This window comes from Gemmobacter aquaticus (genome assembly GCF_007859075.1).
Taxonomy (GTDB): domain Bacteria; phylum Pseudomonadota; class Alphaproteobacteria; order Rhodobacterales; family Rhodobacteraceae; genus Gemmobacter; species Gemmobacter aquaticus.
Genome location: NZ_VOAK01000022.1, coordinates 154,551 through 175,470, shown reverse-complemented (window position 1 = coordinate 175,470; position 20,920 = coordinate 154,551). Strand labels below are relative to the sequence as shown.

Below are 20,920 nucleotides of genomic sequence, written 5' to 3'. Positions count from 1 at the left end.
GCGGGGGGCTGTCTGCCCCCCACGGGCCGCGAAGCGGCCCTCCCCCCGAGGATATTTGGGAAAAGAAGAAGGGGGCAGGCGGCTCTGTCGCCCGTCCCCGAAGTGATCAGCGACCGCCGATCACGCCGATATAGTCACTGACCCAGCGGTAGTAGGGCACGCAGGCACCCTCGCCCTGGCTGCAGTTGGCGACCGGCGTGCGCCAGAAGCGGATGCGGTCAAAGTCTTTCAGACCGTTGGCGTCGCAGCCTTCGGCCGTCTGCATGCCACGTCCGTCGGTGCAGGCCGCGGGAACCGAAGGCACGGCGCCAAACCAGACCGAGAGGTCGGACTGCAGGTTCGAGGACAGCTGATGTTCAAACCACATGTAAGCGCAGTTCGGGTGTTCGCTGTCGGCGTGCAGCATGGTGGTATCGGCCCAGCCGGTTGCCCCTTCCTGCGGGATGGTGCTGGCGATCGGCTGCCCTTCACCCTTGAGCAGGTTGACCTGGAAGGGCCACGAGCCCGAGGCAACAACGCCTTCGTTCTTGAAGTCGTCGATCTGGATGAAGGCATCGTGCCAGTAGCGGCTGACCAGCAGGCGCTGTGCGCGCAAAAGGTCAAGCGCGGCCTTGTACTGGTCTTCGTTCAGTTCATAGGGGTCCTTGATGCCCAGTTCCGGCTTGTGGAACATCAGATACTGCGCGGCATCGGCGATGTGGATCGGGCCGTCATAGGCCTGCACCCGGCCCTCATTCGACTTGCCATCGGCGAGGTCCATCTTCTCGAACACGACGTTCCAGGAGGTCGGCGCCTCTTTGAACGTGTTGGTATTGTACATCAGGACGTTGGGGCCCCACATGTAGGGCACACCGTAATGCTTGCCATCAACCGTGTGCCAGGGGGCATCCTGCAGGCGCGGGTCGATGGTCGACCAGGACGGCACCAGATCCTTGTTGATTTCCTGCACCTTGCCGCCAGCGATCAGCCGCAGCGACGCATCCCCCGAGGCGGTCACAAGGTCAAAGCCGCCTTCGTTCATCAGCGCGACCATCTCGTCGCTGGTGTTGGCGGTCTTCACGCTGACCTTGCAGCCCGTCGCGGCCTCGAACTTGGTGACCCAGTCGAACTTGGGGTCGGTCTCGCCGCGCTCCACATAGCCCGCCCAGGCGACGATCGACAGCGCGCCCTCGCCCTGACCGACTGCGGTCATCTGGGCAAAGGCCGGTCCGGTGGCGGTTACCGCCGCCAACGCCATCACCGCGGCGCGTTTCATCGCATGCGTCTTGGTCATTTCCGAAATCTCCCTGATTGAGATGCGCAACCTTGCGCTGCCGGTATTCCGGTCTGCCGGCATGCTGCGACCAAGCTTCAGCTTTCGCAAACACAAAATCAGGATAGGCAGTATCGGAAAATCCGATGGCTTAGCGTTCTGCCAGACCTGACTGTGCGGAACGTACGAAGTTTAGCGCCGGGGGCGACAGGGGGGCACCGCGCCGCCAGGCAAGACCCACCTGCACCGTCGGAAGGTCGCCCGAAACATCGCGGATCTCGATCCGGTCGCCTTCCAAAGACCAGGGCCGGTAGACAAGGCTGGGCAGTATCGCAAGGCCCGCGCCAGTGGCGACAAGGCTACGCACCGCCTCGACGCTGCGCGTACGGAAGGCGATCTCGGGCTTCACCGGCAGAGCGGCGGTCAGGCGGCGCGTCGATTCCTCGATCTCATCCACCATCAGTTGGATCATCGGGCGACCGGCCAGTTCCTCCAACGCAATCGACTCTTGCAAGGCGAGCGGATGGCCAAGCGGAAGCCAGAGCCGATAGGCCGAGACGACCAGTGTCTCAACATGCAGGGCCATGCGGTCCTTGACCGATGAGGTCAAAAGCACCGCGACATCCAGCTCTCCGCCGATCAAGAGGTGCTGCAGATACTCGCCAGTATCCTCAATCACATTCAACTCGATCAGCGGAAAGGCACGACGGAATCTTTGCAGGATATCTGAAAGCACATAGCCTGCGACCAGCGAGGTCACGCCAAGCGACAGGCGCCCGGTGACTTGCTCGGCCTCATCTCGAAAAGCGGTGCGGGCGGCGGCGACATCGGCAAGGATCTGGCGCGCATGGCGCAGAAAAGCCGAACCCTTGTGGGTGATCAGCAGTCCCTTCGCCTGCCGTTCAAACAAAAGTACGCCCAGATCATCCTCAAGCGCGCGGATCGCCTCGGTTACCGAGGATTGCGAGATCGACAGCGCGCGAGCGGCGCCCGAGACGCTGCCAGCCTCGGCTGCAGCGGTAAAGAACTGTAGCTGTCGCAGGGTAAAGGCCATGATGCGCTCCGCGGGTGCCGCGCAAGGATTGCCGCGGTTGCGGATCGCCGCAAGCCCCGGCGGAGATCCGCGACGCGATGTCAGACCATGCGGTGGATCAGCCCGGTCTTCCACCAGAACTGATGTACCGCCACCGCCGCGACATGCAGGCCGATCAGCGCGAGCAGCAGTGTCGTCATCACCTCATGCACCTCGGCGGGGCTCGAAAGCTGCATGAACCATGCAACCAGCCCACTTATCGGCAAGAGCAGCAACAAGGCGTAGAATGCAGCATGCGCGGCCCTGCTGAGCCATTGCAGAGGGGCAGGCTCCTCTGGCGGCGTGGATGGAGCGCCATGGCGCAGGCGCAGGGCGATGCGCGCCATCATCAAGACAAGGACCGCGCCGCCCACAACGATATGGCCCAGCACATCTGCGGGATAGGTCAAGCCTGCCCCGCGCATCGCCGCGCTGAAGGTGCGGCCGATGGAATCAAACGCCAGATATTGCAGCGCAATCAGTGCAGCGATCAGCCAGTGCAGGATCTTTTGACTGCGCAGGTAGCTTCCGGGGGAAGTGCTCATGTGTGGGCTCCAGGTCGGATTGCCCCTGGATTCACGCCAGAGGCCAAAGGGTTCAGGCCAGGTGCTTGGCGAACCAGTCAAGTGTCCGCTGCCAGGCGAGTTTCGCGGCCGCCTCGTCGTAGCGAGGCGTGGTGTCGTTGTGGAACCCGTGATTCACTCCGGGGTAGATATAAGCCTCATAGGTCACGCCTGCGGCCTTGAGGGCGGCCTCATATCCGGGCCAGCCTTCATTGATGCGGGTGTCAAGCTCGGCATAGTGCAACAGAACCGGCGCCTTGATGCGCGCGACGTCCGCGGCGGCGGGCTGGCGGCCATAGAAGGGCACGGCACAGGCAAGCTCGGGATAGGCGACGGCCGCCGCGTTTGACACGCCACCGCCATAGCAGAAGCCGGTGATCCCGACCTTTCCGGTCGTCGCCTCATGCGCCATCAGGAATTCGATGGCGGCAAAGAAGTCATTCATCAGCTTTTCGGGGTTCACCTGCTGCTGAAGCTCGCGCCCCTTGTCGTCATTGCCCGGATAGCCACCGACCGAGGTCAGCCCATCGGGGGCCAGCGCGATATAGCCCGCCTTTGCCACCCGCCGCGCGACATCCTCGATATAGGGGTTCAGGCCCCGATTTTCGTGAACAACCACCACGGCCGGCAGTTTGCCACTGGCCGAGGCCGGACGGGCCAGATAGCCGCGCACCTCTCCATGGCCCTTGGGCGAAGGATAGGCGATGTATTCGACGGTGATGTCAGGGTCGGATGCCGGGACCTGTTGGGCTAGCGCATAGTTCGGTGACATCGCGGAAAGGATCGCCACGGCGGTCATTCCGCCCACAGTGAACTTCGAGGCGCGGTCCAGAAACTCGCGCTTCGTGATCTTTCCGTGGGCGTAAAAGTCATAAAGCTCCAGCAGTTCGGGGGCAAAATCCTTCGCAGTCAATCTGGTCATGGCGCGCTCCTGTCAGGTTGGATCTGGTGTTCGTTTCACCCTTACGCAGCCTGACAGAGTTTCCGTCGCGGCAAGGCATCACGAAAACGGGAGCTTGCGGCCTCACCCCCCCATTCCGGCGAGGCAGGCGGACAGACGGTCAAAAGCCGCACCGATCCCCTCCGGTGCATCGGCAGCCAGAAAAGCATCCAGCGCCGGCCAGAGCCGGATCGCCCGATCAACAACCGGGTCGCTGCCCGGCACATAGAGCCCGGCCTGTATCATCAACTCGGCCCGGTCATACGCGCCCAGCAGTTTGCGAATCTCGGCAATCAGCCGGTTTTCGTCATCGCTGGCGGCATGGGGCAGACTGCGCGAGACAGAGCGCAGCAGATCGATCGCCGGGAACCGCCCCCGCTCGGCAATGCGGCGATCCATCACCACATGGCCATCCAGCACACCGCGCAGAATATCGGCGACAGGCTCTTCCATGTCCGACCCCGCAACAAGAACCGAAAAGACCGCCGTGATATCGCCCGCGCCATCGCGCCCCGGTCCCGCGCGCTCGGCCAGCGCCATGATCGTGTGGCTGGTTGACGGAGGAAAGCCGCGCAGGCTGCCCTCTTCGCCCGCAGCAACCGCGACCTCGCGATGCGCCTCGGCAAAACGGGTGATCGAGTCGGCCAGCAACAGCACCTGCCGCCCCTGATCGCGGAAATGCTCAGCCACCGCCATCGCAGACCATGCGCAGCGCCGCCGTGCCAGCGCGGATTGGTCCGACGTCGCGGTGACGACCACCGACCGCGCCATGCCTTCCGGACCCAGGACACTTTCGGTAAACTCGCGCAACTCGCGTCCGCGTTCACCGATCAGGGCAATCACGACGACATCGGCCTGCACCCCACGCGCAAACTTTGCCAGAAGCGAGGACTTTCCGACCCCCGATCCGGCAAATAGCCCGATCCGCTGACCACGCACCAGCGGCAGCACCGTGTCAAAGCAGGCCGTTCCCGTCGCCAGCCTCTCGCCCATCCGTCGCCGTGCGGCGGCATCCGGTGGTTGCGCCCGCAAGGGCCTGCTTGTAGCCCCGCGAAAAAGCGGTCTGCCATCCAGAGGACGCCCGAAAGGATCGACGATCCGGCCGATCCAGCTGTCATCCGGCGCAATCATCGCGGGCCCGTTCAATTCGACCGCAGCACCGATCTGAACCCCTTCAGCTGCGGTTTCGGGCAGCACTGTCGCGTGGTCGCGTGCCACCCGCACAACCTCACCAGCCAGTCCGGTGCCTGATCGGATAAGGACCCGATCCCCCAGCGTCGCCGCACGCGAAAGACCCGAGACGAGAACCGTCCCGCGCGACAGCTCGACCACGCGACCAAGGCGACGTGCCAAAGGGATCGACCCAAGCTCTGCCAGCAGTCCGCGAAAGGGGGTGTCGATCGCATCGATCATCGGATTCCTCATTTGTTCCTGATTACGGTTTCTAAAGGAATCACCCTTAAGCCTTGGTGAAGCTGGTCGAGGGAGAAGCCCCGATGTTTGAAAAACTCGAAATAACCAAGATGACGCAAGGATTTGCGCGGCATGCAGGCGCGCGGCAGGCCGAAATTGCGCGCAACATGGCCCATGCCGATACGCCCGGTTTCAAGGCGCGCGACATGCCCCCCTTTGCAGAAGTGTATGGCGCGGCCCAAGGTCAGGGGATGCTCGCCACGCGGCCGGGTCATCTGGGGTCTGCGAAAGGCCCGGAGGGAGCGGCCGTCGCACGTGTCGACGGCTCTGCAGCCTCGCCCGATGGCAACACGGTTTCCATCGAGCGCGAGATGGTTCGCGCGGCGGAGGTGCGTCAGGACCACGCGATGGCGCTGTCGATCTATCAAAGCGTCTCCAACATCCTGCGCGGCAGTCTTGGAAAGGCGCGGTGATCATGTCAGACCTTGGATCATCCCTTTCGTTCGCGGCCTCGGGCATGCAGGCACAGGCCAGTCGGTTGCGCCACGTTTCGGAAAACATCGCAAACGCCGATACGCCGGGCTATCGCCGCAAGACCGTCGCGTTCGAAGAAATGGCCGATCAACCCGGCGTCGCGCTTTCGCCGGTCCGGCTTGACCAGAAGCCGCTGGACCGGATCTTCGATCCCGGCCACCCCCTCGCCGACGAGGCGGGGTTTTATGATGGATCGAATGTCGATCTGATCACGGAAATCGCTGACGCGCGCGAAGCGCAGCGCAGCTACGAGGCCAATCTTCGCATGTTTGATCAGGCGCGGCAGATGACCAGCGACCTGCTTGCACTGCTACGCCGATAAGGAGTTCCAGAATGGACATTCATAATAAACTGGTATCGCAAACCTACACCGCCGCACGCTCTGCCGCCGCGCCCATGCCGGGTACGACCGACCCTGCTGCGAACCCCGTCGCCAGCTCCGTCTCTGCGTTCGAGGAGGTACTAGCCTCGGCCGAACAGACGGCACGGGCGGCGATGACGGGCGGCGCTGATCCGCATGCGCTGGTCGAGGCGCTGGCCGCCAGCGAAATGGCCGTCGAAACCGTAGTCACCGTCCGCGACAAGGTGGTCGAGGCCTATCAGGAAATCCTGAGGATGCCGGTATGACCGAGGACCAGATCTTTGATGCGCTACGTCAGGCGCTTTGGATCGCAGTCAAGATTTCGGCCCCGATGCTCTTGGTGGCGCTTGTCGCCGGCGTGGTGATCGGCCTCTTTCAGGCGTTGACCTCGATTCAGGAAATGACGCTGACCTTCGTGCCCAAGGTTGCGGCGATGCTAATTGTTCTCTGGGCATCCATGAGCTTCATGACCGCAAACCTCGTGAGCTTCTTCACCGACCAGATCGTTCCCGGAATCGCAGGAGGTTGAAATGGATGCCGCTGGCTATGTGACGCTGACCCGGCAATCCGGGCTGATGCGCGAAATGCAACTGATCGCCAACAACATCGCCAATGCCTCGACCGCCGGCTTCCGGCGCGAAGGGGTGGTGTTCTCGGAATATGTCAGGCGCCTCGACGATGCGCCGTCGCTGTCGATGGCCCATGCATCGGCACGCCACGTCGACCTGACGCCGGGCGAAACCGAGATGACGGGCGCGACCTTCGATTTCGCGATCGAAGGCGAGGGCTTTTTTCTTGTTGAAACCCCACAAGGCAATCGCCTGACACGCGCGGGCATGTTCACGCCCTCGGCCGAGGGTGAACTCGTCAACCCCGACGGCCATCGCCTGCTCGATCAGGGCGGCGCACCGGTCTTCGTGCCGCCCGATGTGGGCCAGGTCATGCTCTCCTCCGATGGCACGCTGTCCGCCGGGGATGAGCCGATTGCCCGGATCGGTCTGTGGCAACCCGCAGCCGACGGCGACCTGCAGCATGAGGGCGGGACTCTCTTTCGTACGACGCAAGGCGAGGTTCCGCTGGATGGTGGTCGCATGGTGCAAGGCCGCATCGAGGCCAGCAACGTGAACCCGATGTCCGAGCTTGCACGCATGGTCGAAGTGCAGCGCGCCTATGAGGCCGGCCAAAGCTTTCTTGATCGCGAGGATGATCGCTTGCGCACCGTCATTCAGGTGCTTGGAGGATAACCAAAGATGAAGGCACTCCAGATCGCGGCCAGCGGCATGGCGGCACAGCAGATGCGGGTCGATGTCGTCTCGAACAACCTCGCAAACATGAGCACGACCGGCTACAACGCCCGCCGTGCCGAGTTTGCGGACCTGCACTATCAACAGATCGCGCGTCCCGGGTCGATCTCGGCCGAAGATGGCTCCATGCTGCCAACCGGCGTTCAACTTGGCATGGGCGTGCGGCCTGCCGCGGTTTCGGTCGTCCTGGCCCAGGGCTCACTGACCCAGACGGGCGGCGATCTGGACATCGCGATCGAGGGACGCGGCTATCTTGAGGTCACCTTGCCGTCGGGCAGCGCGGGCTATACCCGCGACGGGGGCCTGAAGCGTACGGCTGACGGACTGATCGTAACCTCCGAGGGCTACCCGGTCGCGCCGGGACTGACGATCCCAGTCGATGCCCGCAGTGTCTCGATCAATGCCGATGGCGAGGTCTATGCCCATTTCATCGACGAGGTTCAGCCCGAGTTGATCGGAGAGCTGAGCCTTGTGGGCTTCGCAAACGAAAAGGGCCTTGAGGCGATCGGCGGCAACATGTTCCTCGAAACCGCCGCCTCAGGCCCAGCCGTGCCGGGGCAGCCGGGTGAGGACGGGTTGGGCACGCTGCGGCAGGGGTATCTTGAGGAAAGCTCGGTCGATTCCGTGCGCGAGATCACCGAACTGATCAAGGCGCAGCGGGGATATGAGCTGAACGCCAAGGTCATCACAGCCGCCGACCAGATGCTGTCGGCAACCGCACAGGTACGCTGATGCGATGTCTTCTCTATACCGCACTCCTGCTAGGCGGCATGGCGGAAGCGCAGTCGCTTGTGCCGACCCGCACCATCCGCGCGACCGAGATCATTGCGGAAACCGACCTTACACCGGGTGAGAGCGAAGTGCCCGGTGCGCTTTCCGACCCAGCAATGGCAATCGGACAAGAGGCGCAAGTCACGCTCTATGCGGGTCGCCCAATCCGCGCCGAGGATATCGGGCCACCGGCGATCATCGAACGGAATCAGATCGTGCCGCTTGCATATGGCTCGGGTGGTCTTTCGATCCTGACCGAGGGTCGCGCGATGGCGCGCGGCGGCGCCGGAGACGTCATCCGCGTCATGAACCTTGAATCGCGAACGACTGTCACCGGCCAGATTCAGCCCGACGGCACTGTCTCCACCCGCTCCAGCCCGTGAAGGACCATCATGCGCCGCATCCTGCTTTGCGCCCTCTGCCTCGCCGCCTGTGGACGGCTTTCGAATGTGGGCAAGGCGCCCGAGCTGACCCCGATCGAAGGCAGCTATCAGCACCATTCGATGTATTCGACACCGTTCCCCAAAGACCTCGCTGAGGGTCGGCCATCGGATGCCTCGTCCCTGTGGTCTGCCAATCGCGAATCCCTGTTCGGCGAACGCCGCGCCCAGGGGCGTGGTGACATTCTGACCGTGGTGATCGAGATAGACGACAGCGCCGAGATCTCCAATTCCAGCAGCCGCGACCGCGAGGGCAGCGATACGATGCAGGTTCCCGACCTCTTCGGTATCCCGCAGCGTCTGAACGAGCACCTTCCGGAGGGTGCCAGCATGGAAGAGGCGGTGAACACCTCCTCAAGCTCCAGCTACAAGGGCGACGGGTCGATCTCGCGCGCGGAACAGTTGGAACTGCGGATCGCCGCGACCGTGGTCGAGCAGCTTCCCAACAGCATCCTGCGGATCGAGGGGCAGCAAGAGGTGCGCGTGAACAATGAACTGCGCGAGCTGATCGTAACCGGCTATGTGCGGCCCATCGACATCTCACGCCAGAACGAGATCACCTATGACAAGATTGCCGGCGCTCGGATCTCTTATGGGGGCCGAGGCCAGATCACCGATGTGCAGCAGCCCCGCTATGGCCAGCAGATCACCGATATCCTTCTGCCGTTCTGAGCCCGATGAAACGCGTCTTCCTGTTCCTCGCCATTATCCTGATCAGCGCCGGCGCCGGCATAGGCGCCGGTCTGAGATTCCGCCCCGCGCCGCACCCGGAAGAGATCGAAGCGCCAGCAGAGGCTTCAGATCATGCAGGGGCCAGCACCCCCGAGGCGCTGGAGTACGTCAGGATGACCAACCAGTTTGTCATCCCGCTGGTCGAGAAGGGGCGCATCCGGTCTCTGGTTGTGATGTCGCTCAGCCTCGAGGTGCAGCAGGGTCAGGAAGAAGCCGTCCACGCAAAGGAGCCGAAACTGCGGGACAGTTTTCTCCAGATCCTGTTCGATCATGCAAATTCCGGCGCCTTTGACGGCACCTTCACCGAGGGCAACATCCTGGATCGGCTACGTGAAAACCTGTTGGCAGAGGGCAATCAGATCCTGCCCGGGATCGTCAGCGATGTGCTGATCACCGACATCGGACGACAGGATAGCTAACGTGGGGGCGCTAGCCTGCCGGCCGCCCTGACAGCTGATTCAGAACCTGCGACTTGCCAAATGCCTGCGCCGCCTCTGTGCGGCGCTTTTTGGCTTCGTCAAGCTGCTGTTCCAGAATTTCGCGCAGTTGCGCCCGGCGCCGGTCGGCCCAGACGCCATAGACCAGTTGCGCCTTTGCGGCTGCGATCAGGGGCAGGTCAGACGCGGGCGAGGCATCGAGTGCCTGCATCAACGTGCGCGTCTCTGCGCAGCGCGCCGTTGCCTCGTGATAGGCACCCAGCTTGCGGTCGCTGATGGCTGCCGCCAGTTGAACAAGCCTCGCAAGTCTTTCGTCCTTCATCATCTCCTCCGGGCCTTCTTGCGCATGGCTTCGGCAAAGCGGATCGCCGCCGCGACGGCCTGATAATGTTCGCGACCGATCTCATCCCCGACGTCGAGCGCGGCATGCAGCGCGCGCGCGGTGGGTGGGTCGCGGTGGATTGGGACACCGGCTTCGATCGCACGTTCGCGGATGCGGGCCGCAATCTCATCCTGACCCTTGGCGACACAGACCGGCGCGCGCCCGTCCTTGCGGTTCCATTTCAGCGCCACGGCATAATGCGTCGGGTTCACCACGACGACATCGGCCTCGGGCACCGCCTGCAGCATGCGGTTCAGCGCAATTTCCTGTCCACGCTGACGCCGATGGGCGCGAAAATGCGGATCACCCTCAGACTCCTTGTGCTCTTCGGTCATTTCCTGGCGGGTCATCATCGCCTGCCGGCGATGGCGCAGCACCTGCCAAAGGTAGTCGGCAGCGCCGAAAACGAGCCCGAGGGCGGCCGACAAGATCAGGAAGTCCATCGCGAGGTCGAAGATCACAAAGGCAATCTGGCGGCCCTGCAGTTGCGCGACCCCCATGATCGCGTTGAGGTGAGAGCGAACGAACCAGACGGCGGCGATGGCAGTAACCGCCAGCTTCGCAAGATTACGCCCGAAATCGAACAGCCCCTGCACCCCGAACTTGTGACCGGCCGCCGCCAGGGGCGAGATGCGCGACAGACGCGGTTCAAGGTTCTTCGGGGTAAAGGTCCACCCTCGCATCACGGTGACCGCCAGCACGACGGCCATCAGTGGCGGAAGAAACAGCGGCGCAATCTCTAACGCGAGAGACAACACAAGCTCTGCGGGCCGCATGTTGCCCGCCCAAGCCACCCCGGCCTCGGCAGACAGCAGGCGCATCAGACGCAACGACACCTGATCGGTGATCGCAGGGCCAAGAAAGACTGCGCCCAGACAAAAGGAAACCAGCGAAATGGCCGAAAGCGCCTCTGGCGAGCGGGCGATGCGGCCTTCGGAGCGCAACGATTCCAGCCGCTTCTGGCTGGCCTCATGCTGGCGATCGTCGGCGTCTTCCTCGCTCATCTCGGCAGGGCCAGCGGGTCGGAAAGGTAGCTGTCCAGCGACCCACCCCAGATGACAAGCGCAATCGGCGCCGTGATTGCCAGCAGCGCCATCCCGCCCAGAACCACCACCGGGGCCCCGATCATCGAGACCATCATCTGCGTCATGGCTCTGTTGATCACCCCGAGCGCAAGATTGTACAGCACCGAGATCACGACGAACGGCCCAGCGAGCGTAAAGCCAAGCCCGATACAGTGCGCGGCCTGTGCGGTGGCCCATTCGGCCGAATCGTGCGCGGCGGGGGCAAGGCCGACAGGGAAGAGATCATAGCTTTCGATCAGCAATGCCGCGACCTTGACATGAAGGCCAGCCGCAACCGCAAGGGCCAGCGCCGCGACCGCCAAGAGATGCGAGACCACCGGCTGAGGCTCACCCGCCACGCCGAAAAGCTGCGCAAGCGAAATGGACTGCGCGATGATCGTCCCGGCGATCTGCAGCGCCATGACAAGCAGCCGCAGACCAAGGCCGAGCATCAGTCCAATGGCCGCCTCGGCAATGATCGCGGGAATAGTGGGCGGCACAGGGTGGGGGGCGACAACTGGCCCCACAACCATGGTAAAGGCCAGCGCCACGCCAAGGCGCACACGCGGGGGCAGTGTCGCCTCGCCGAACGCGGGCAACAGCGCAACCATGCCTGCCACCCGGCAAAAGATGACGAGCAGACCGGCTACGTGCGGTCCCGCCACCTCCATCAGCGCGGTCAATTCTGCCGTCATGCCGGAACGACGCCGATCAGGGCCGGGCGAGCCTCCATCCCGATTTCTTCATAGGAGAGCACCGGCGTCGGCAGGCCTTTGGCGCCCAGGACCGTCCGCAGGAACCGTCGCCGCAGGGTCGAGGTGACAAGCGCGGGGTGCATGCCACTTTCGGCCGCTTTCGACAGGCGTTCGGCCAGCGCGTTTGCGAGGCGACTGAACTGGTCGGGCGGCAGGGCCACGTCGCGCAGGCCGCGTTCACCCTCGATCTGATAGGTGGCAAAGGTCTTTTCCCACTCTGGCGCCAGTTGCAGCAGCGGGATCGTGCCATCCTCGCGCTTGAGCTCGGCGACAATCTGAAAGCCAAGCCGCTGACGGACGTGATCACAGACCGCCTCGGGCGTGGGTTGGCCGCGCGCCTCGGCGATAGCCTCCAGCACCAGGGGCAGGTTGCGCACCGAGACGCGCTCTTCCAGCAGAAGCTTCAGCACTGTGAGCAAGAGATCCGTTGGCACGCGGTCGGGGATCAACTCGTCGAGCAGCTTCCGGTTCGCTTCGGCCCTTGCGGGGTCAGAGACGTTGACGAATTCGTCCAGAAGTTTACGCAACCCCTTGAGCGTCAGAAGACGGGCAAGATTGGCCTTCAACACCTCAAGCAGGTGCGTCGCCAGCACCTCGGCCGGGGTGACCACGGTCAGGCCGGACAGAACCGCATCCTCTTGCAGGTCCGGGTCGATCCAGCGCGCCGGTGCACCATAAACCGGCTCACGCACATCCAGGCCACCGGGCGCCTCTACTCCATCGGACAGCAGGACCAGCACCTTGTCGGGCTGCAAACGGTCTCGCACCCGCTCAACCCCCTGCAGGCGGATGCGATAGGCTCCGGGGGGAAGAAGCGCATCATCTGTCAGCCGGATCTCAGGCAGGATCAGGCCGAAACTCGCGGCAATATGGTTGCGCATGTTCTGGATACGTGCGTCGATCCCGGTCGCGGGGGACAAGGCCATCGGCACAAGATCCGGGGCAAACTCGATATGGATCTCGTCAAAGTCCAGCACATCGCCCATAGGCCGGCGGCTTGGCGCGACGTTGGCTGGATCGGACAGCACATCACCTGCGGGCGCTGGCGCCTTGTGACGGAAACGGGCCGCCAGCCCAAGAGCCGCTGCCCCAGCCATGAAGGGCAGAAACGGCAATCCCGGCACCAGCGCGAACAGGAACAAGAGCACCGCGACTGTCGCAAGCGCGCCGGGGTACTGGCCAAGTTGCCTGAAGAACGCGGCGTCCGCCGAGCCTGTCCCACCGCCACGCGCCAGCAGCAGCGCCGAGGCGACAGAGATGATGACGGCCGGGATCTGCGTCACCAACCCGTCACCGACCGTCAGAATGGTGTAGGTTTCAAAGGCCTGTGCGGCGGGCATGCCGTGAATTGCGATGCCCATGATCAACCCGACGATCAGGTTCAGCCCGGTGATCAACAAGCCCGCAACCGCATCACCCTTGACGAATTTCGAGGCCCCGTCGAGCGAGCCGAAGAAGTTGGTCTCGGCCAGTTCACGCTCGCGTCGCGCCTTTGCCTCGGCGTGGGTTATCGCACCAGCCGACATGTCGGCGTCGATGGCAAGTTGCTTGCCCGGCATCCCGTCAAGGGCAAAGCGCGCGCCCACCTCGGCCATGCGACCCGCGCCCTTGGTGATCACCATGAAGTTCACGATCAGCAACACGCAAAAGATCACAAGGCCAAGGATCAGGTTGCCGCCCATGATGAAATTGGCAAAGCCTTCGATCACATGGCCGGCTGCGGCAGTTCCGGTGTGGCCGTTGCCGATAATCAGCTTGGTGGACGAGACATTCAGCGCCAGCCGCAAGAGCAGCGAGGCCAGCAGGATCGTCGGGAAGGCCGAGAAATCCAGCGGCCGTTCCACAAACAGCGTGACCGTGAACATCAGGATCGCCAGTGCGAATGATACGGCAAGCCCGAAGTCCAGAAGCCATGTTGGTACGGGCAGGATCATCATCGCGATGATCGCCATCAGCGCCAGCGCGAGCAGGATCGTGGGCTGAAAGAGGGTGCGCAGGTTGGTCCCGGTCATCACGGCATCCGCCGCAAGAGAGACCCGACCCCGCCGACCCGCGGCATCAGCGAGCCGTTCGAGGCCCGCCCCTCGCCCGCGACCAGCAGCGGAAAGGCATTGACGCGCGCCCCCTCGACAATGGGCCCCGCATCAGCCAACCGGACATCCCCGATCCCGGCCAGCACATCTTCAAAACGCGCCATATAGCGGTCGGCGTGGCTGTCGGTGCCCGAGTGATAGGCCCCTGCAGCCTGCACCCAATCGGCGGTTTCCCGATACTTCTGCAACAGGAACTGCGCGGCATAGCGTGCATTTTCCTCGGGGTCGAACATGTCAGGCAGCGCGGCGAATTTCTCGGCATGCCAGTGCAGGTTCAACTGAAAGCAGCCAATGTCGAGATTGGTGTAACCCAGCTCAAGCTGCGCCTCGACGAACTGCTCGGCCTCGGCCTTGCTGTCGAACCAGTAGCCCTGACCTGCCTGATTGACGGCCCAGGGCCAAGGCTCCAGCCCCGTCTCGCCCGCCCGACCAGTTTCGGCACGCGTCAGCGCAAGAAGGATATCAGCAGGCACCCCGGTTTCCCGCGCAGCGTTCCGCGCGGCCTGATCGCAGAGTACCGCAGGCCGGGCATCTGCGGGCGTTGCGCCAAGGGCGGCCAGCAAAAGGGCAAGGGGGTATCGTGGCATGGTGGCGGATTCTCCGTCCGTGCGGGGCGCTTGGGGCCCAGACTACGGCGCGAATCCTTTCCAACCGGTAAGCACCGGGCAGCAGAAGGGCCGCCCGCAGGCGGCCCTTCGCAAAGATCAGATGTAGCGGTTCCAGAGGTTCTCCAGCCGCTCCTGCCGACCTGAACGCGGCTCGGGTTCCAGACCTTCGGCCGTCACGCGGGCGGCCGCGGCCTCCAGCGTGCCCTTCAGCATCGCCTGCGCGGCCGGGGTTTCCCACCCTGCGTAGCGGGCCTTGCGGTTGGCCTCCAGCTCACCCGACTCCAGCAGGGCAGCTGCCGATTTCAGGGCGCGCGCGCAGGTGTCCATGCCGCCCACATGCGCAAGGACCAGATCCTCGGGATCGAGGCTCTGGCGCCGCACCTTGGCATCAAAGTTCGTCCCGCCCGTGGTGTAGCCACCGGCGCGCAGGATTTCATAGAAGGCCAGCGCCTTTTCCGCATGGTTGTTCGGGAATTGGTCGGTATCCCAGCCCGATTGATAGTCGTTCCGGTTCATGTCGATCGAACCGAAGATGCCAAGCGCCGCGGCGGTTGCAATCTCGTGCTCGAAGCTGTGACCGGCGAGGATGGCATGGCCCTGTTCGATGTTGACCTTGACTTCTTTCTCCAGTCCGAACTGCACGAGGAAGCCGTAAACGGTGGCCACATCATAGTCGTACTGGTGCTTTGATGGCTCTTGCGGCTTGGGCTCGATCAGGATCGCGCCCTTGAAGCCGATCTTGTGCTTGTACTCGACCACCTGCTGCAGGAAGCGCCCGGCATGCTCACGCTCGGCCTTCAGGTCGGTGTTGAGCAGCGTTTCATAGCCCTCGCGGCCCCCCCAGAGAACATAGTTCGCCCCGCCCAGTTTCAGCGTGGCATCCATGTTCGCCTTCACATTCGCGGCGGCATAGGCATAGACATCCGGATCGGGATTTGTCGCCGCACCCGACATCCAGCGCCGGTGGCTGAACATATTGGCGGTGCCCCACAGAAGCTTTGCCTTGTGGCTGGTCTGCTTCTCGCCAAGGTAGTCGACGATTTCCTCAAGGTTGCGCAGCGACTCCGCGAAGGTGGCGCCTTCGGGGCGGGCGTCGGCGTCGTGGAAGCAGTAGAAGGGCGCGCCCAGGATATCGAACATCTCGAAGGCCACATCTGCCTTCAGCTTGGCAAGCTGCATCGTGTCGCCGAACCACGGGCGATCGAACGTCTGTCCACCGAACGGATCGCCACCCGGCCAAGCGAAGCTGTGCCAGTAGGCGATGGCGAACCGCAGGTGATCTTCCATGCGCTTGCCGAGGATGACCTCGTCGGGATTGTAATGCCGAAAGGCAAATTCGTTGGTGCTCGACGGCCCCTCATACTTGATCTGGGGGATGCCCTTGAAAAACTCGGTCATGTCAGTCCTCGGATTGCGGATTGTGCAGCGCGATAGCGGGCATGGCCCGCATCGAATGCGTCGGAAAGCGCGGTGACGGGTTCTATCACCCGCGCGATGGGGGGAAGGGTCGCGATCTCGGCCCCGGCGCCGGTTGCGGCCATCATGGCAAGGCGGGCGGCGCCGAAGGCCCCGCCAAAATCGCCGGCTTGCGGCAGCATGACGGGCACGCCGAGGGCGGTCGCGATGGCCGAGAGCCAGTATTCGGACCGAGAGCCGCCGCCCACCGCGACAAGCCGCTCAAGCCGGGTGCCGGTGACTGCCAGCGCATCGCGGCAATCGCGCAGGGCAAAGGTGACGCCTTCCAGCACGGCGCGGGTGCCTGCGGCGCGGTCGGTCGCGTGCTCGAGCCCCGTAAGGGCACCCCGGATCGCGGCGTCGTTCAGGGGCGTGCGCTCACCGCCCAGATAGGGAAGGAACACCGTCTTCCCCGGCGCCTGCAACGCGCCAAGTTCGGCCGTTAGCGCCGCCGCGTCGCGGTCGACAAAGCGCCCATACCAGTTCAGCGCATCGGTGGCGGCCAGAATGACCCCCATCTGGTGCCAGGTTTGCGGCAAGGCATGACAGAAGGTATGCACGGCCGTATCCGGCGCGGGCCGATAGCCATCATTCGCCGCAAAGAGCACGCCCGAGGTGCCAAGGCTGACGAAGGCATCTCCCGCCCGTACAACACCCACCCCCACGCCAGAGGCTGCGTTGTCGCCGCCCCCACCGGCCACGACCACATCGCCGGGCAAACCCCAACGGTTGGCCAGTTCCGCGCGCAGCCTGCCCGAAACTTCGGAGCCCTCGATCAGCCGCGGCATGTGGCTGCGTGTCAGTCCGGTTGCGGCCAGCAGATCATCCGACCAGTCGCGCGCACCGGTATCAAGCCAGCTCGTGCCCGCCGCATCCGACATCTCTGCCACATGCTCGCCCGTGAGCCAGAGGCGCAGGTAGTCCTTGGGCAGCAAGACCTTGGCGACACGTTCCCAGATCCGGGGCTCATGCGCGCGGACCCAGTCAAGCTTCGGCGCCGTGAAGCCCGGAAAAACGATATTGCCCGAGATCCGTCGGAACATCGGATCTCCATCGAGCACGGCGGCCTCAACATGGGAACGGGTGTCGTTCCACAGGATACAGGGGCGCAGCACTTCGTCCGCGGTATCAAGAAGTGTAGCGCCGTGCATATGCCCGGAAAGGCCGATCGCCCGCACCGCACCCAGCCCCGCAGAGCGGGACAAAGCCTCCATCACAGCCTCGGCTGCTGCTATCCAGTCGGCGGGGGACTGCTCGCTCCATCCCGGCGCAGGTCGCGAAACGCCCAGAGGGGCGGCGGCCTCGGCCACCACCCCCTGGGTTTCATCGATCAGCAACCCCTTAAGACCAGAGGTACCCAGATCAAGCCCGAGATACATCAGTAGGCCTGCGGGGGTTTCTTGCCCATGATGATCATGCCAAGGATGTCATCATCGGTTACATCGCCCACGTTCACCGTGCCGACGCGCTGGCCGTTCTTCATCACCACCGCGCGGTCACAGAGGTCCATCACCGCATGGATGTCATGCTCGATCAGGAAGATGCCCAGACCCTGCTTTTTCAGTTCCTGGATCAGCTCGGCCACCATCTGCGTCTCATGTGGCCCGAGTGCTGCGGTCGGTTCGTCCATGATCAGGATCTTGGCGTTGAAGTAGACCGCCCTCGCGATGGCGACCGACTGCCGTTGACCGCCCGAAAGCGCGCTGACCGGCACATTGAACTTGCGGAAGTTCGGGTTCAGCCGACCCATGATCTTGCGGGTCTCGGATTCCATCGCGATGTCATCAAGGAAACCGCCCGCGCCGACCAGTTCGCGCCCGAGGAACAGGTTCGAGGCGGCATCGAGGTTATCGGCCAGCGCAAGCGTCTGGTAGATCGTCTCGATGTTGTAGCTGCGGGCGTCACGCGGGTTGTTGATCTCGGCCTTTTCGCCATTGATCCAGACTTCGCCGCTGTCGGCCCGATAGGCGCCCGAAAGGCACTTGATCAGCGTGGATTTGCCGGCGCCGTTATGGCCCAGAAGCCCCACGACCTCGCCGGGGTAAAGATCGACCGAGACGTGGTCGACCGCCTTGATCCCGCCGAATGCGATCGAGATGTCGCGCAGTTCGACCAGGGGGGTGCCCTTGTTGGGATTGGTGCTCATGTCCTTGCCTCCCCTTACTTCGCGCGCTTGCGATAGATGATGTCGACCCAGACCGCGAAGACGAGGACCGAACCCACGACGATGTTCTGCAAGGCGGCGTCAAAGCCGATCAGCACCATGCCCGTCTGCAGCGACTGCATGACCAGCGCGCCGATGATCGCGCCGTAGATCGTGCCGACACCACCTGCCAGAGAGGTGCCGCCGATGACGGCTGCGGCGATCACGTACAGCTCGTCCAGTGTGCCAAGTGCGTTGGTGGCCGAGTTCAGGCGGGCCGAGGCGACGATCGACGAAAGCCCGGTCAGAAAGCCCATCAGCGCAAAGATCTTGACGGTCATCAGCTTGGTGTTGATGCCCGAAAGCTCGGCTGCATCGGGGTTGCCGCCCATGGCAAAGACGTAGCGGCCAAAGCGGGTGCGGGTCGAGAGAACCGTCATGGCGATGCCCACCGCAATTAGCACCAGAACCGGGATGGCCCAGCCGTGGCTGATGAACAGACCCTCGGCCGGCACCTCGAAGCCCTGTGCCGCGGCGTATTGGTTCACGATGCCCTTGGGCCAGGGATAGGCGTTGACCAGCATCGTCGCGCCGATCACGAGGCCGCAGCCAAGCACACCCAGAAAGACCTCGGCCCAGACCGGGCGCTGCGGAAAGCCGTGGTGTTCACGGTTCTTGCGACCGCTGTAGAGCTTCCACAGGATGAAGGCGCAGGCGATCAGGCCGACGATCCAGCTGCCCGTGGCGCCGATAGAGCCATAGGGCCCGCCACCGATCAGCGAGAAAGTGCTGTCGAGGGGCGAGATCGTCTCGCCGCGCGCCAGAAGGAAGGCCGCGCCACGCCAGACCAGAAGCCCGCCCAGTGTCACGATGAAGGCGGGGATACCCCGATAGGCCACCAGCCAGCCATGGAAGGCGCCGATTGCCGTGCCCACCACAAGCCCAACAAGGCAGGTGACGATCCAGATCATCGGGCTGCCAAGACCAAATATATCGGGCAGGATGCGGGCTTGGGTGATACCCATGACCATGGCGGTGAAACCCAGAACCGAACCGACCGACAGGTCGATATGGCGGGTCACGATGATCAGGACCATGCCGCAGGCCATGATGCCGATAGAGGCGGTCTGGACCGACAGGTTCCAAAGGTTGCGGGGCGTCAGAAACGAGCCCTGCCCCTTGAAGACTGCGCCAAAGATGTGAAAGCCCAGCCAGATCAGCAGAAGGGCCCCGACCATGCCAAGCAGGCGGGTGTCGATCTCGGTGGCTTTAAGAAAGCGGGCAACGGGGCTCTGAGCGGTGTCAGTCCCGTGGGATGGGGTGGTGGATGAGGTCATGTTTGCGTCCGGCACTACGGGGTGAAGGGTGCAGACGGGCGGACAAGGGGGCCATCCCTGTCAGGCCTTTGTCGCAGTGGCGGCGGTGCCGCCTGTGAAAAGCCCGGCGCGCGCATGGGCGCACCGGGCAGCGGGGGCCTTACTTGCAGGCCGCCACGTCGTCGGCAGCGCCTTCGCAGGCCTGTTCCTTCGAGATCACACCGGCGTCGATCACGACGTTCAGGTTCGCCTTGGTGATCGGGGTCGGGTCAAGGAAGATCGCGTTCATCTCAACGCCCTTTTCGCCGCCCGAGAACTTGACTGCACCCTCGACCGCATCAACCGCGGTGCCCGAGGCGAGCGCCGAGGCGATTTCGCCGGCCGCCTTGCCCAGTGCACGGCTGTCTTTCCAGACAGACACGGTCTGCGTGCCACGGGCCACGCGGTTCAGCGCGGCAAGGTCGCCGTCCTGACCACCGATCGGAATGTTCAGACCCTGGGCCTGCAGCGCGGCAATCGCACCGCCCGCCATACCATCGTTCTGTGCCAGAACGGCGTCGATGGCGTTGTTGTTGGCGGTCAGGATCTGTTCCATGTTCTCCTGGGCGCCTTCCGGCTTCCAGCCCTGGGTGAACTGCTCGCCCACGATCTTGATGTCGCCCGAGGCAACCTTCGGAGCCAGCACCTCTTCCATGCCTTCACGCAGGAAGCCAGCATTGGCGTCGCCCGGATCACCCTTGATGATCGCGTAGTTGCCCTTCGGAGCAGCGGCGACCACATTTTCAGCGATGATGCGGCCCACACCCTTGTTGTCGAAGGTCAGGTAGAAGGCGCGCGGGTCTTCGATCAGGCGGTCATAGGCCACGACCGGGATGCCTTCGGCTGCGGCCTTTTCGATGGCGGGGCCAATGGCGTCCTTGTTGTAGGCCAGAACGATCAGGGCATTTGCGCCCTGGGCGATGAGCGCCTCGATATCGGTCAGCTGCTTGGCTTCCGACGCCTGGGCGTCAGCCGAGATATAGGTGTTGCCGGCGGCTTCGAGGGCGGCCTTGATGGCAGCCTCATCGGTCTTCCAGCGCTCCTCCTGGAAGTTGGACCAGCTCACGCCGATGGTCAGGCCTTCGGCAAGAGCCGCGGACGAAAAGCCAGCGGCCGCGATGACCGCGGCGATCAGAGCATTACGCATTTGTATCCTCCCTATGGATGCGGCCAGCGAATGGCCAGGCCGACGGATTCGCCGGCACGCCAGAAAAATGCCCTGAATAATTTCAGTTGTCAAAATATA

Annotated in this window: 24 protein-coding genes; 9 read left to right on the top strand and 15 right to left on the bottom strand. The window is 63.6% G+C overall.

Annotation, left to right across the window (positions count from 1 at the left end; all coding sequences use genetic code 11):
• Positions 1-106 precede the first annotated feature (106 nt).
• From FQU74_RS13910 to FQU74_RS13890, 5 genes are all read right to left on the bottom strand, one after another.
• Complete coding sequence (locus FQU74_RS13910; protein WP_229704399.1) at positions 107-1,273, bottom strand: ABC transporter substrate-binding protein; 1,167 nt, start codon at positions 1,271-1,273, stop codon at positions 107-109.
• 130 nt (positions 1,274-1,403) lie between these two features.
• Positions 1,404-2,306 carry a LysR family transcriptional regulator gene (locus FQU74_RS13905; RefSeq protein WP_146287075.1) on the bottom strand — a complete coding sequence of 301 codons (903 nt, stop codon included), beginning with the start codon at positions 2,304-2,306 and terminating at the stop codon, positions 1,404-1,406.
• A gap of 80 nt (positions 2,307-2,386) precedes the next feature.
• Positions 2,387-2,869 (bottom strand): cytochrome b, encoded by a 483-nt coding sequence (locus FQU74_RS13900; RefSeq protein WP_146287074.1) that lies wholly within the window; start codon positions 2,867-2,869, stop codon positions 2,387-2,389.
• 52 nt (positions 2,870-2,921) lie between these two features.
• On the bottom strand, positions 2,922-3,809 hold the full coding sequence (gene yghX, locus FQU74_RS13895; RefSeq protein ID WP_146287073.1) for a YghX family hydrolase: 888 nt from the start codon (positions 3,807-3,809) through the stop codon (positions 2,922-2,924).
• A 102-nt stretch (positions 3,810-3,911) separates the two neighbouring features.
• Entirely contained in the window at positions 3,912-5,240 is a 1,329-nt protein-coding gene (locus FQU74_RS13890) for a FliI/YscN family ATPase (protein WP_373289032.1), read from the bottom strand.
• An 83-nt stretch (positions 5,241-5,323) separates the two neighbouring features.
• Between FQU74_RS13890 and FQU74_RS13885 the strand changes: the two genes are divergently transcribed.
• From FQU74_RS13885 to FQU74_RS13845, 9 genes are read left to right on the top strand one after another with little or no spacing between them, the layout of a single operon-like run.
• Positions 5,324-5,713, top strand: a complete 390-nt coding sequence (locus tag FQU74_RS13885; protein WP_146287072.1) for a FlgB family protein — start codon at positions 5,324-5,326, stop codon at positions 5,711-5,713.
• Between the two features lie 2 nt (positions 5,714-5,715).
• Positions 5,716-6,096: a flagellar basal body rod protein FlgC gene (gene flgC, locus FQU74_RS13880; protein ID WP_146287071.1), complete on the top strand. Its 381-nt coding sequence runs from the start codon at positions 5,716-5,718 to the stop codon at positions 6,094-6,096.
• 11 nt (positions 6,097-6,107) lie between these two features.
• A complete protein-coding gene (fliE, locus tag FQU74_RS13875) occupies positions 6,108-6,401 on the top strand; it encodes a flagellar hook-basal body complex protein FliE (protein WP_146287070.1) in 294 nt (97 codons plus the stop codon).
• Positions 6,398-6,664: a flagellar biosynthesis protein FliQ gene (gene fliQ, locus FQU74_RS13870; protein ID WP_146287069.1), complete on the top strand. Its 267-nt coding sequence runs from the start codon at positions 6,398-6,400 to the stop codon at positions 6,662-6,664. Before fliE ends, fliQ begins: the two co-directional genes overlap by 4 nt.
• 1 nt (position 6,665) lies before the next feature.
• Positions 6,666-7,379, top strand: a complete 714-nt coding sequence (locus tag FQU74_RS13865) for a flagellar hook-basal body complex protein (RefSeq protein WP_146287068.1) — start codon at positions 6,666-6,668, stop codon at positions 7,377-7,379.
• Positions 7,380-7,385: 6 nt separating this feature from the next.
• Positions 7,386-8,171, top strand: coding sequence for a flagellar basal-body rod protein FlgG (gene flgG, locus FQU74_RS13860; protein ID WP_146287067.1), 786 nt, complete (start codon positions 7,386-7,388; stop codon positions 8,169-8,171).
• Complete coding sequence (flgA, locus tag FQU74_RS13855; protein WP_146287066.1) at positions 8,171-8,593, top strand: flagellar basal body P-ring formation chaperone FlgA; 423 nt, start codon at positions 8,171-8,173, stop codon at positions 8,591-8,593. The genes flgG and flgA overlap by 1 nt, the downstream gene beginning before the upstream one ends.
• 9 nt (positions 8,594-8,602) lie before the next feature.
• Positions 8,603-9,322 carry a flagellar basal body L-ring protein FlgH gene (flgH, locus tag FQU74_RS13850; RefSeq protein WP_146287065.1) on the top strand — a complete coding sequence of 240 codons (720 nt, stop codon included), beginning with the start codon at positions 8,603-8,605 and terminating at the stop codon, positions 9,320-9,322.
• A gap of 5 nt (positions 9,323-9,327) precedes the next feature.
• Entirely contained in the window at positions 9,328-9,801 is a 474-nt protein-coding gene (locus FQU74_RS13845; RefSeq protein WP_146287064.1) for a flagellar basal body-associated FliL family protein, read from the top strand.
• Between the two features lie 10 nt (positions 9,802-9,811).
• Here FQU74_RS13845 and FQU74_RS13840 read toward each other — a convergent pair whose 3' ends face one another.
• The 10 genes from FQU74_RS13840 to xylF form a co-directional block, all read right to left on the bottom strand.
• Complete coding sequence (locus tag FQU74_RS13840) at positions 9,812-10,144, bottom strand: hypothetical protein (RefSeq protein ID WP_188781588.1); 333 nt, start codon at positions 10,142-10,144, stop codon at positions 9,812-9,814.
• Positions 10,141-11,205, bottom strand: a complete 1,065-nt coding sequence (locus tag FQU74_RS13835; protein ID WP_146287062.1) for an EscU/YscU/HrcU family type III secretion system export apparatus switch protein — start codon at positions 11,203-11,205, stop codon at positions 10,141-10,143. The genes FQU74_RS13840 and FQU74_RS13835 overlap by 4 nt, the downstream gene beginning before the upstream one ends.
• Positions 11,202-11,960, bottom strand: a complete 759-nt coding sequence (locus tag FQU74_RS13830; RefSeq protein ID WP_146287061.1) for a flagellar biosynthetic protein FliR — start codon at positions 11,958-11,960, stop codon at positions 11,202-11,204. The genes FQU74_RS13835 and FQU74_RS13830 overlap by 4 nt, the downstream gene beginning before the upstream one ends.
• Positions 11,957-14,032, bottom strand: a complete 2,076-nt coding sequence (gene flhA, locus FQU74_RS13825; RefSeq protein WP_146287060.1) for a flagellar biosynthesis protein FlhA — start codon at positions 14,030-14,032, stop codon at positions 11,957-11,959. Before flhA ends, FQU74_RS13830 begins: the two co-directional genes overlap by 4 nt.
• Complete coding sequence (locus tag FQU74_RS13820; protein ID WP_146287059.1) at positions 14,032-14,700, bottom strand: transglycosylase SLT domain-containing protein; 669 nt, start codon at positions 14,698-14,700, stop codon at positions 14,032-14,034. Before FQU74_RS13820 ends, flhA begins: the two co-directional genes overlap by 1 nt.
• 117 nt (positions 14,701-14,817) lie before the next feature.
• Positions 14,818-16,119 carry a xylose isomerase gene (gene xylA, locus FQU74_RS13815; RefSeq protein ID WP_146287058.1) on the bottom strand — a complete coding sequence of 434 codons (1,302 nt, stop codon included), beginning with the start codon at positions 16,117-16,119 and terminating at the stop codon, positions 14,818-14,820.
• Entirely contained in the window at positions 16,116-17,555 is a 1,440-nt protein-coding gene (gene xylB / locus FQU74_RS13810) for a xylulokinase (RefSeq protein WP_146287057.1), read from the bottom strand. The genes xylA and xylB overlap by 4 nt, the downstream gene beginning before the upstream one ends.
• A complete protein-coding gene (locus tag FQU74_RS13805; protein ID WP_146287056.1) occupies positions 17,555-18,322 on the bottom strand; it encodes an ATP-binding cassette domain-containing protein in 768 nt (255 codons plus the stop codon). Before FQU74_RS13805 ends, xylB begins: the two co-directional genes overlap by 1 nt.
• Before the next feature lie 14 nt (positions 18,323-18,336).
• Entirely contained in the window at positions 18,337-19,656 is a 1,320-nt protein-coding gene (locus FQU74_RS13800) for a sugar ABC transporter permease (RefSeq protein WP_146287055.1), read from the bottom strand.
• Positions 19,657-19,795: 139 nt separating this feature from the next.
• Positions 19,796-20,821 carry a D-xylose ABC transporter substrate-binding protein gene (gene xylF / locus FQU74_RS13795; RefSeq protein ID WP_146287054.1) on the bottom strand — a complete coding sequence of 342 codons (1,026 nt, stop codon included), beginning with the start codon at positions 20,819-20,821 and terminating at the stop codon, positions 19,796-19,798.
• Positions 20,822-20,920 lie beyond the last annotated feature (99 nt).

Excerpts from the sequence above, each read along its gene's own strand:
- FQU74_RS13910 (WP_229704399.1), bottom strand. The coding sequence starts at position 1,273 with ATGACCAAGACGCATGCGATGAAACGCGCCGCGGTGATGGCGTTGGCG.
- FQU74_RS13905 (WP_146287075.1), bottom strand. The coding sequence starts at position 2,306 with ATGGCCTTTACCCTGCGACAGCTACAGTTCTTTACCGCTGCAGCCGAG.
- FQU74_RS13900 (WP_146287074.1), bottom strand. The coding sequence starts at position 2,869 with ATGAGCACTTCCCCCGGAAGCTACCTGCGCAGTCAAAAGATCCTGCAC.
- yghX (WP_146287073.1), bottom strand. The coding sequence starts at position 3,809 with ATGACCAGATTGACTGCGAAGGATTTTGCCCCCGAACTGCTGGAGCTT.
- FQU74_RS13890 (WP_373289032.1), bottom strand. The coding sequence starts at position 5,240 with ATGATCGATGCGATCGACACCCCCTTTCGCGGACTGCTGGCAGAGCTT.
- FQU74_RS13885 (WP_146287072.1), top strand. The coding sequence starts at position 5,324 with ATGTTTGAAAAACTCGAAATAACCAAGATGACGCAAGGATTTGCGCGG.
- flgC (WP_146287071.1), top strand. The coding sequence starts at position 5,716 with ATGTCAGACCTTGGATCATCCCTTTCGTTCGCGGCCTCGGGCATGCAG.
- fliE (WP_146287070.1), top strand. The coding sequence starts at position 6,108 with ATGGACATTCATAATAAACTGGTATCGCAAACCTACACCGCCGCACGC.
- fliQ (WP_146287069.1), top strand. The coding sequence starts at position 6,398 with ATGACCGAGGACCAGATCTTTGATGCGCTACGTCAGGCGCTTTGGATC.
- FQU74_RS13865 (WP_146287068.1), top strand. The coding sequence starts at position 6,666 with ATGGATGCCGCTGGCTATGTGACGCTGACCCGGCAATCCGGGCTGATG.
- flgG (WP_146287067.1), top strand. The coding sequence starts at position 7,386 with ATGAAGGCACTCCAGATCGCGGCCAGCGGCATGGCGGCACAGCAGATG.
- flgA (WP_146287066.1), top strand. The coding sequence starts at position 8,171 with ATGCGATGTCTTCTCTATACCGCACTCCTGCTAGGCGGCATGGCGGAA.
- flgH (WP_146287065.1), top strand. The coding sequence starts at position 8,603 with ATGCGCCGCATCCTGCTTTGCGCCCTCTGCCTCGCCGCCTGTGGACGG.
- FQU74_RS13845 (WP_146287064.1), top strand. The coding sequence starts at position 9,328 with ATGAAACGCGTCTTCCTGTTCCTCGCCATTATCCTGATCAGCGCCGGC.
- FQU74_RS13840 (WP_188781588.1), bottom strand. The coding sequence starts at position 10,144 with ATGATGAAGGACGAAAGACTTGCGAGGCTTGTTCAACTGGCGGCAGCC.
- FQU74_RS13835 (WP_146287062.1), bottom strand. The coding sequence starts at position 11,205 with ATGAGCGAGGAAGACGCCGACGATCGCCAGCATGAGGCCAGCCAGAAG.
- FQU74_RS13830 (WP_146287061.1), bottom strand. The coding sequence starts at position 11,960 with ATGACGGCAGAATTGACCGCGCTGATGGAGGTGGCGGGACCGCACGTA.
- flhA (WP_146287060.1), bottom strand. The coding sequence starts at position 14,032 with ATGACCGGGACCAACCTGCGCACCCTCTTTCAGCCCACGATCCTGCTC.
- FQU74_RS13820 (WP_146287059.1), bottom strand. The coding sequence starts at position 14,700 with ATGCCACGATACCCCCTTGCCCTTTTGCTGGCCGCCCTTGGCGCAACG.
- xylA (WP_146287058.1), bottom strand. The coding sequence starts at position 16,119 with ATGACCGAGTTTTTCAAGGGCATCCCCCAGATCAAGTATGAGGGGCCG.
- xylB (WP_146287057.1), bottom strand. The coding sequence starts at position 17,555 with ATGTATCTCGGGCTTGATCTGGGTACCTCTGGTCTTAAGGGGTTGCTG.
- FQU74_RS13805 (WP_146287056.1), bottom strand. The coding sequence starts at position 18,322 with ATGAGCACCAATCCCAACAAGGGCACCCCCCTGGTCGAACTGCGCGAC.
- FQU74_RS13800 (WP_146287055.1), bottom strand. The coding sequence starts at position 19,656 with ATGACCTCATCCACCACCCCATCCCACGGGACTGACACCGCTCAGAGC.
- xylF (WP_146287054.1), bottom strand. The coding sequence starts at position 20,821 with ATGCGTAATGCTCTGATCGCCGCGGTCATCGCGGCCGCTGGCTTTTCG.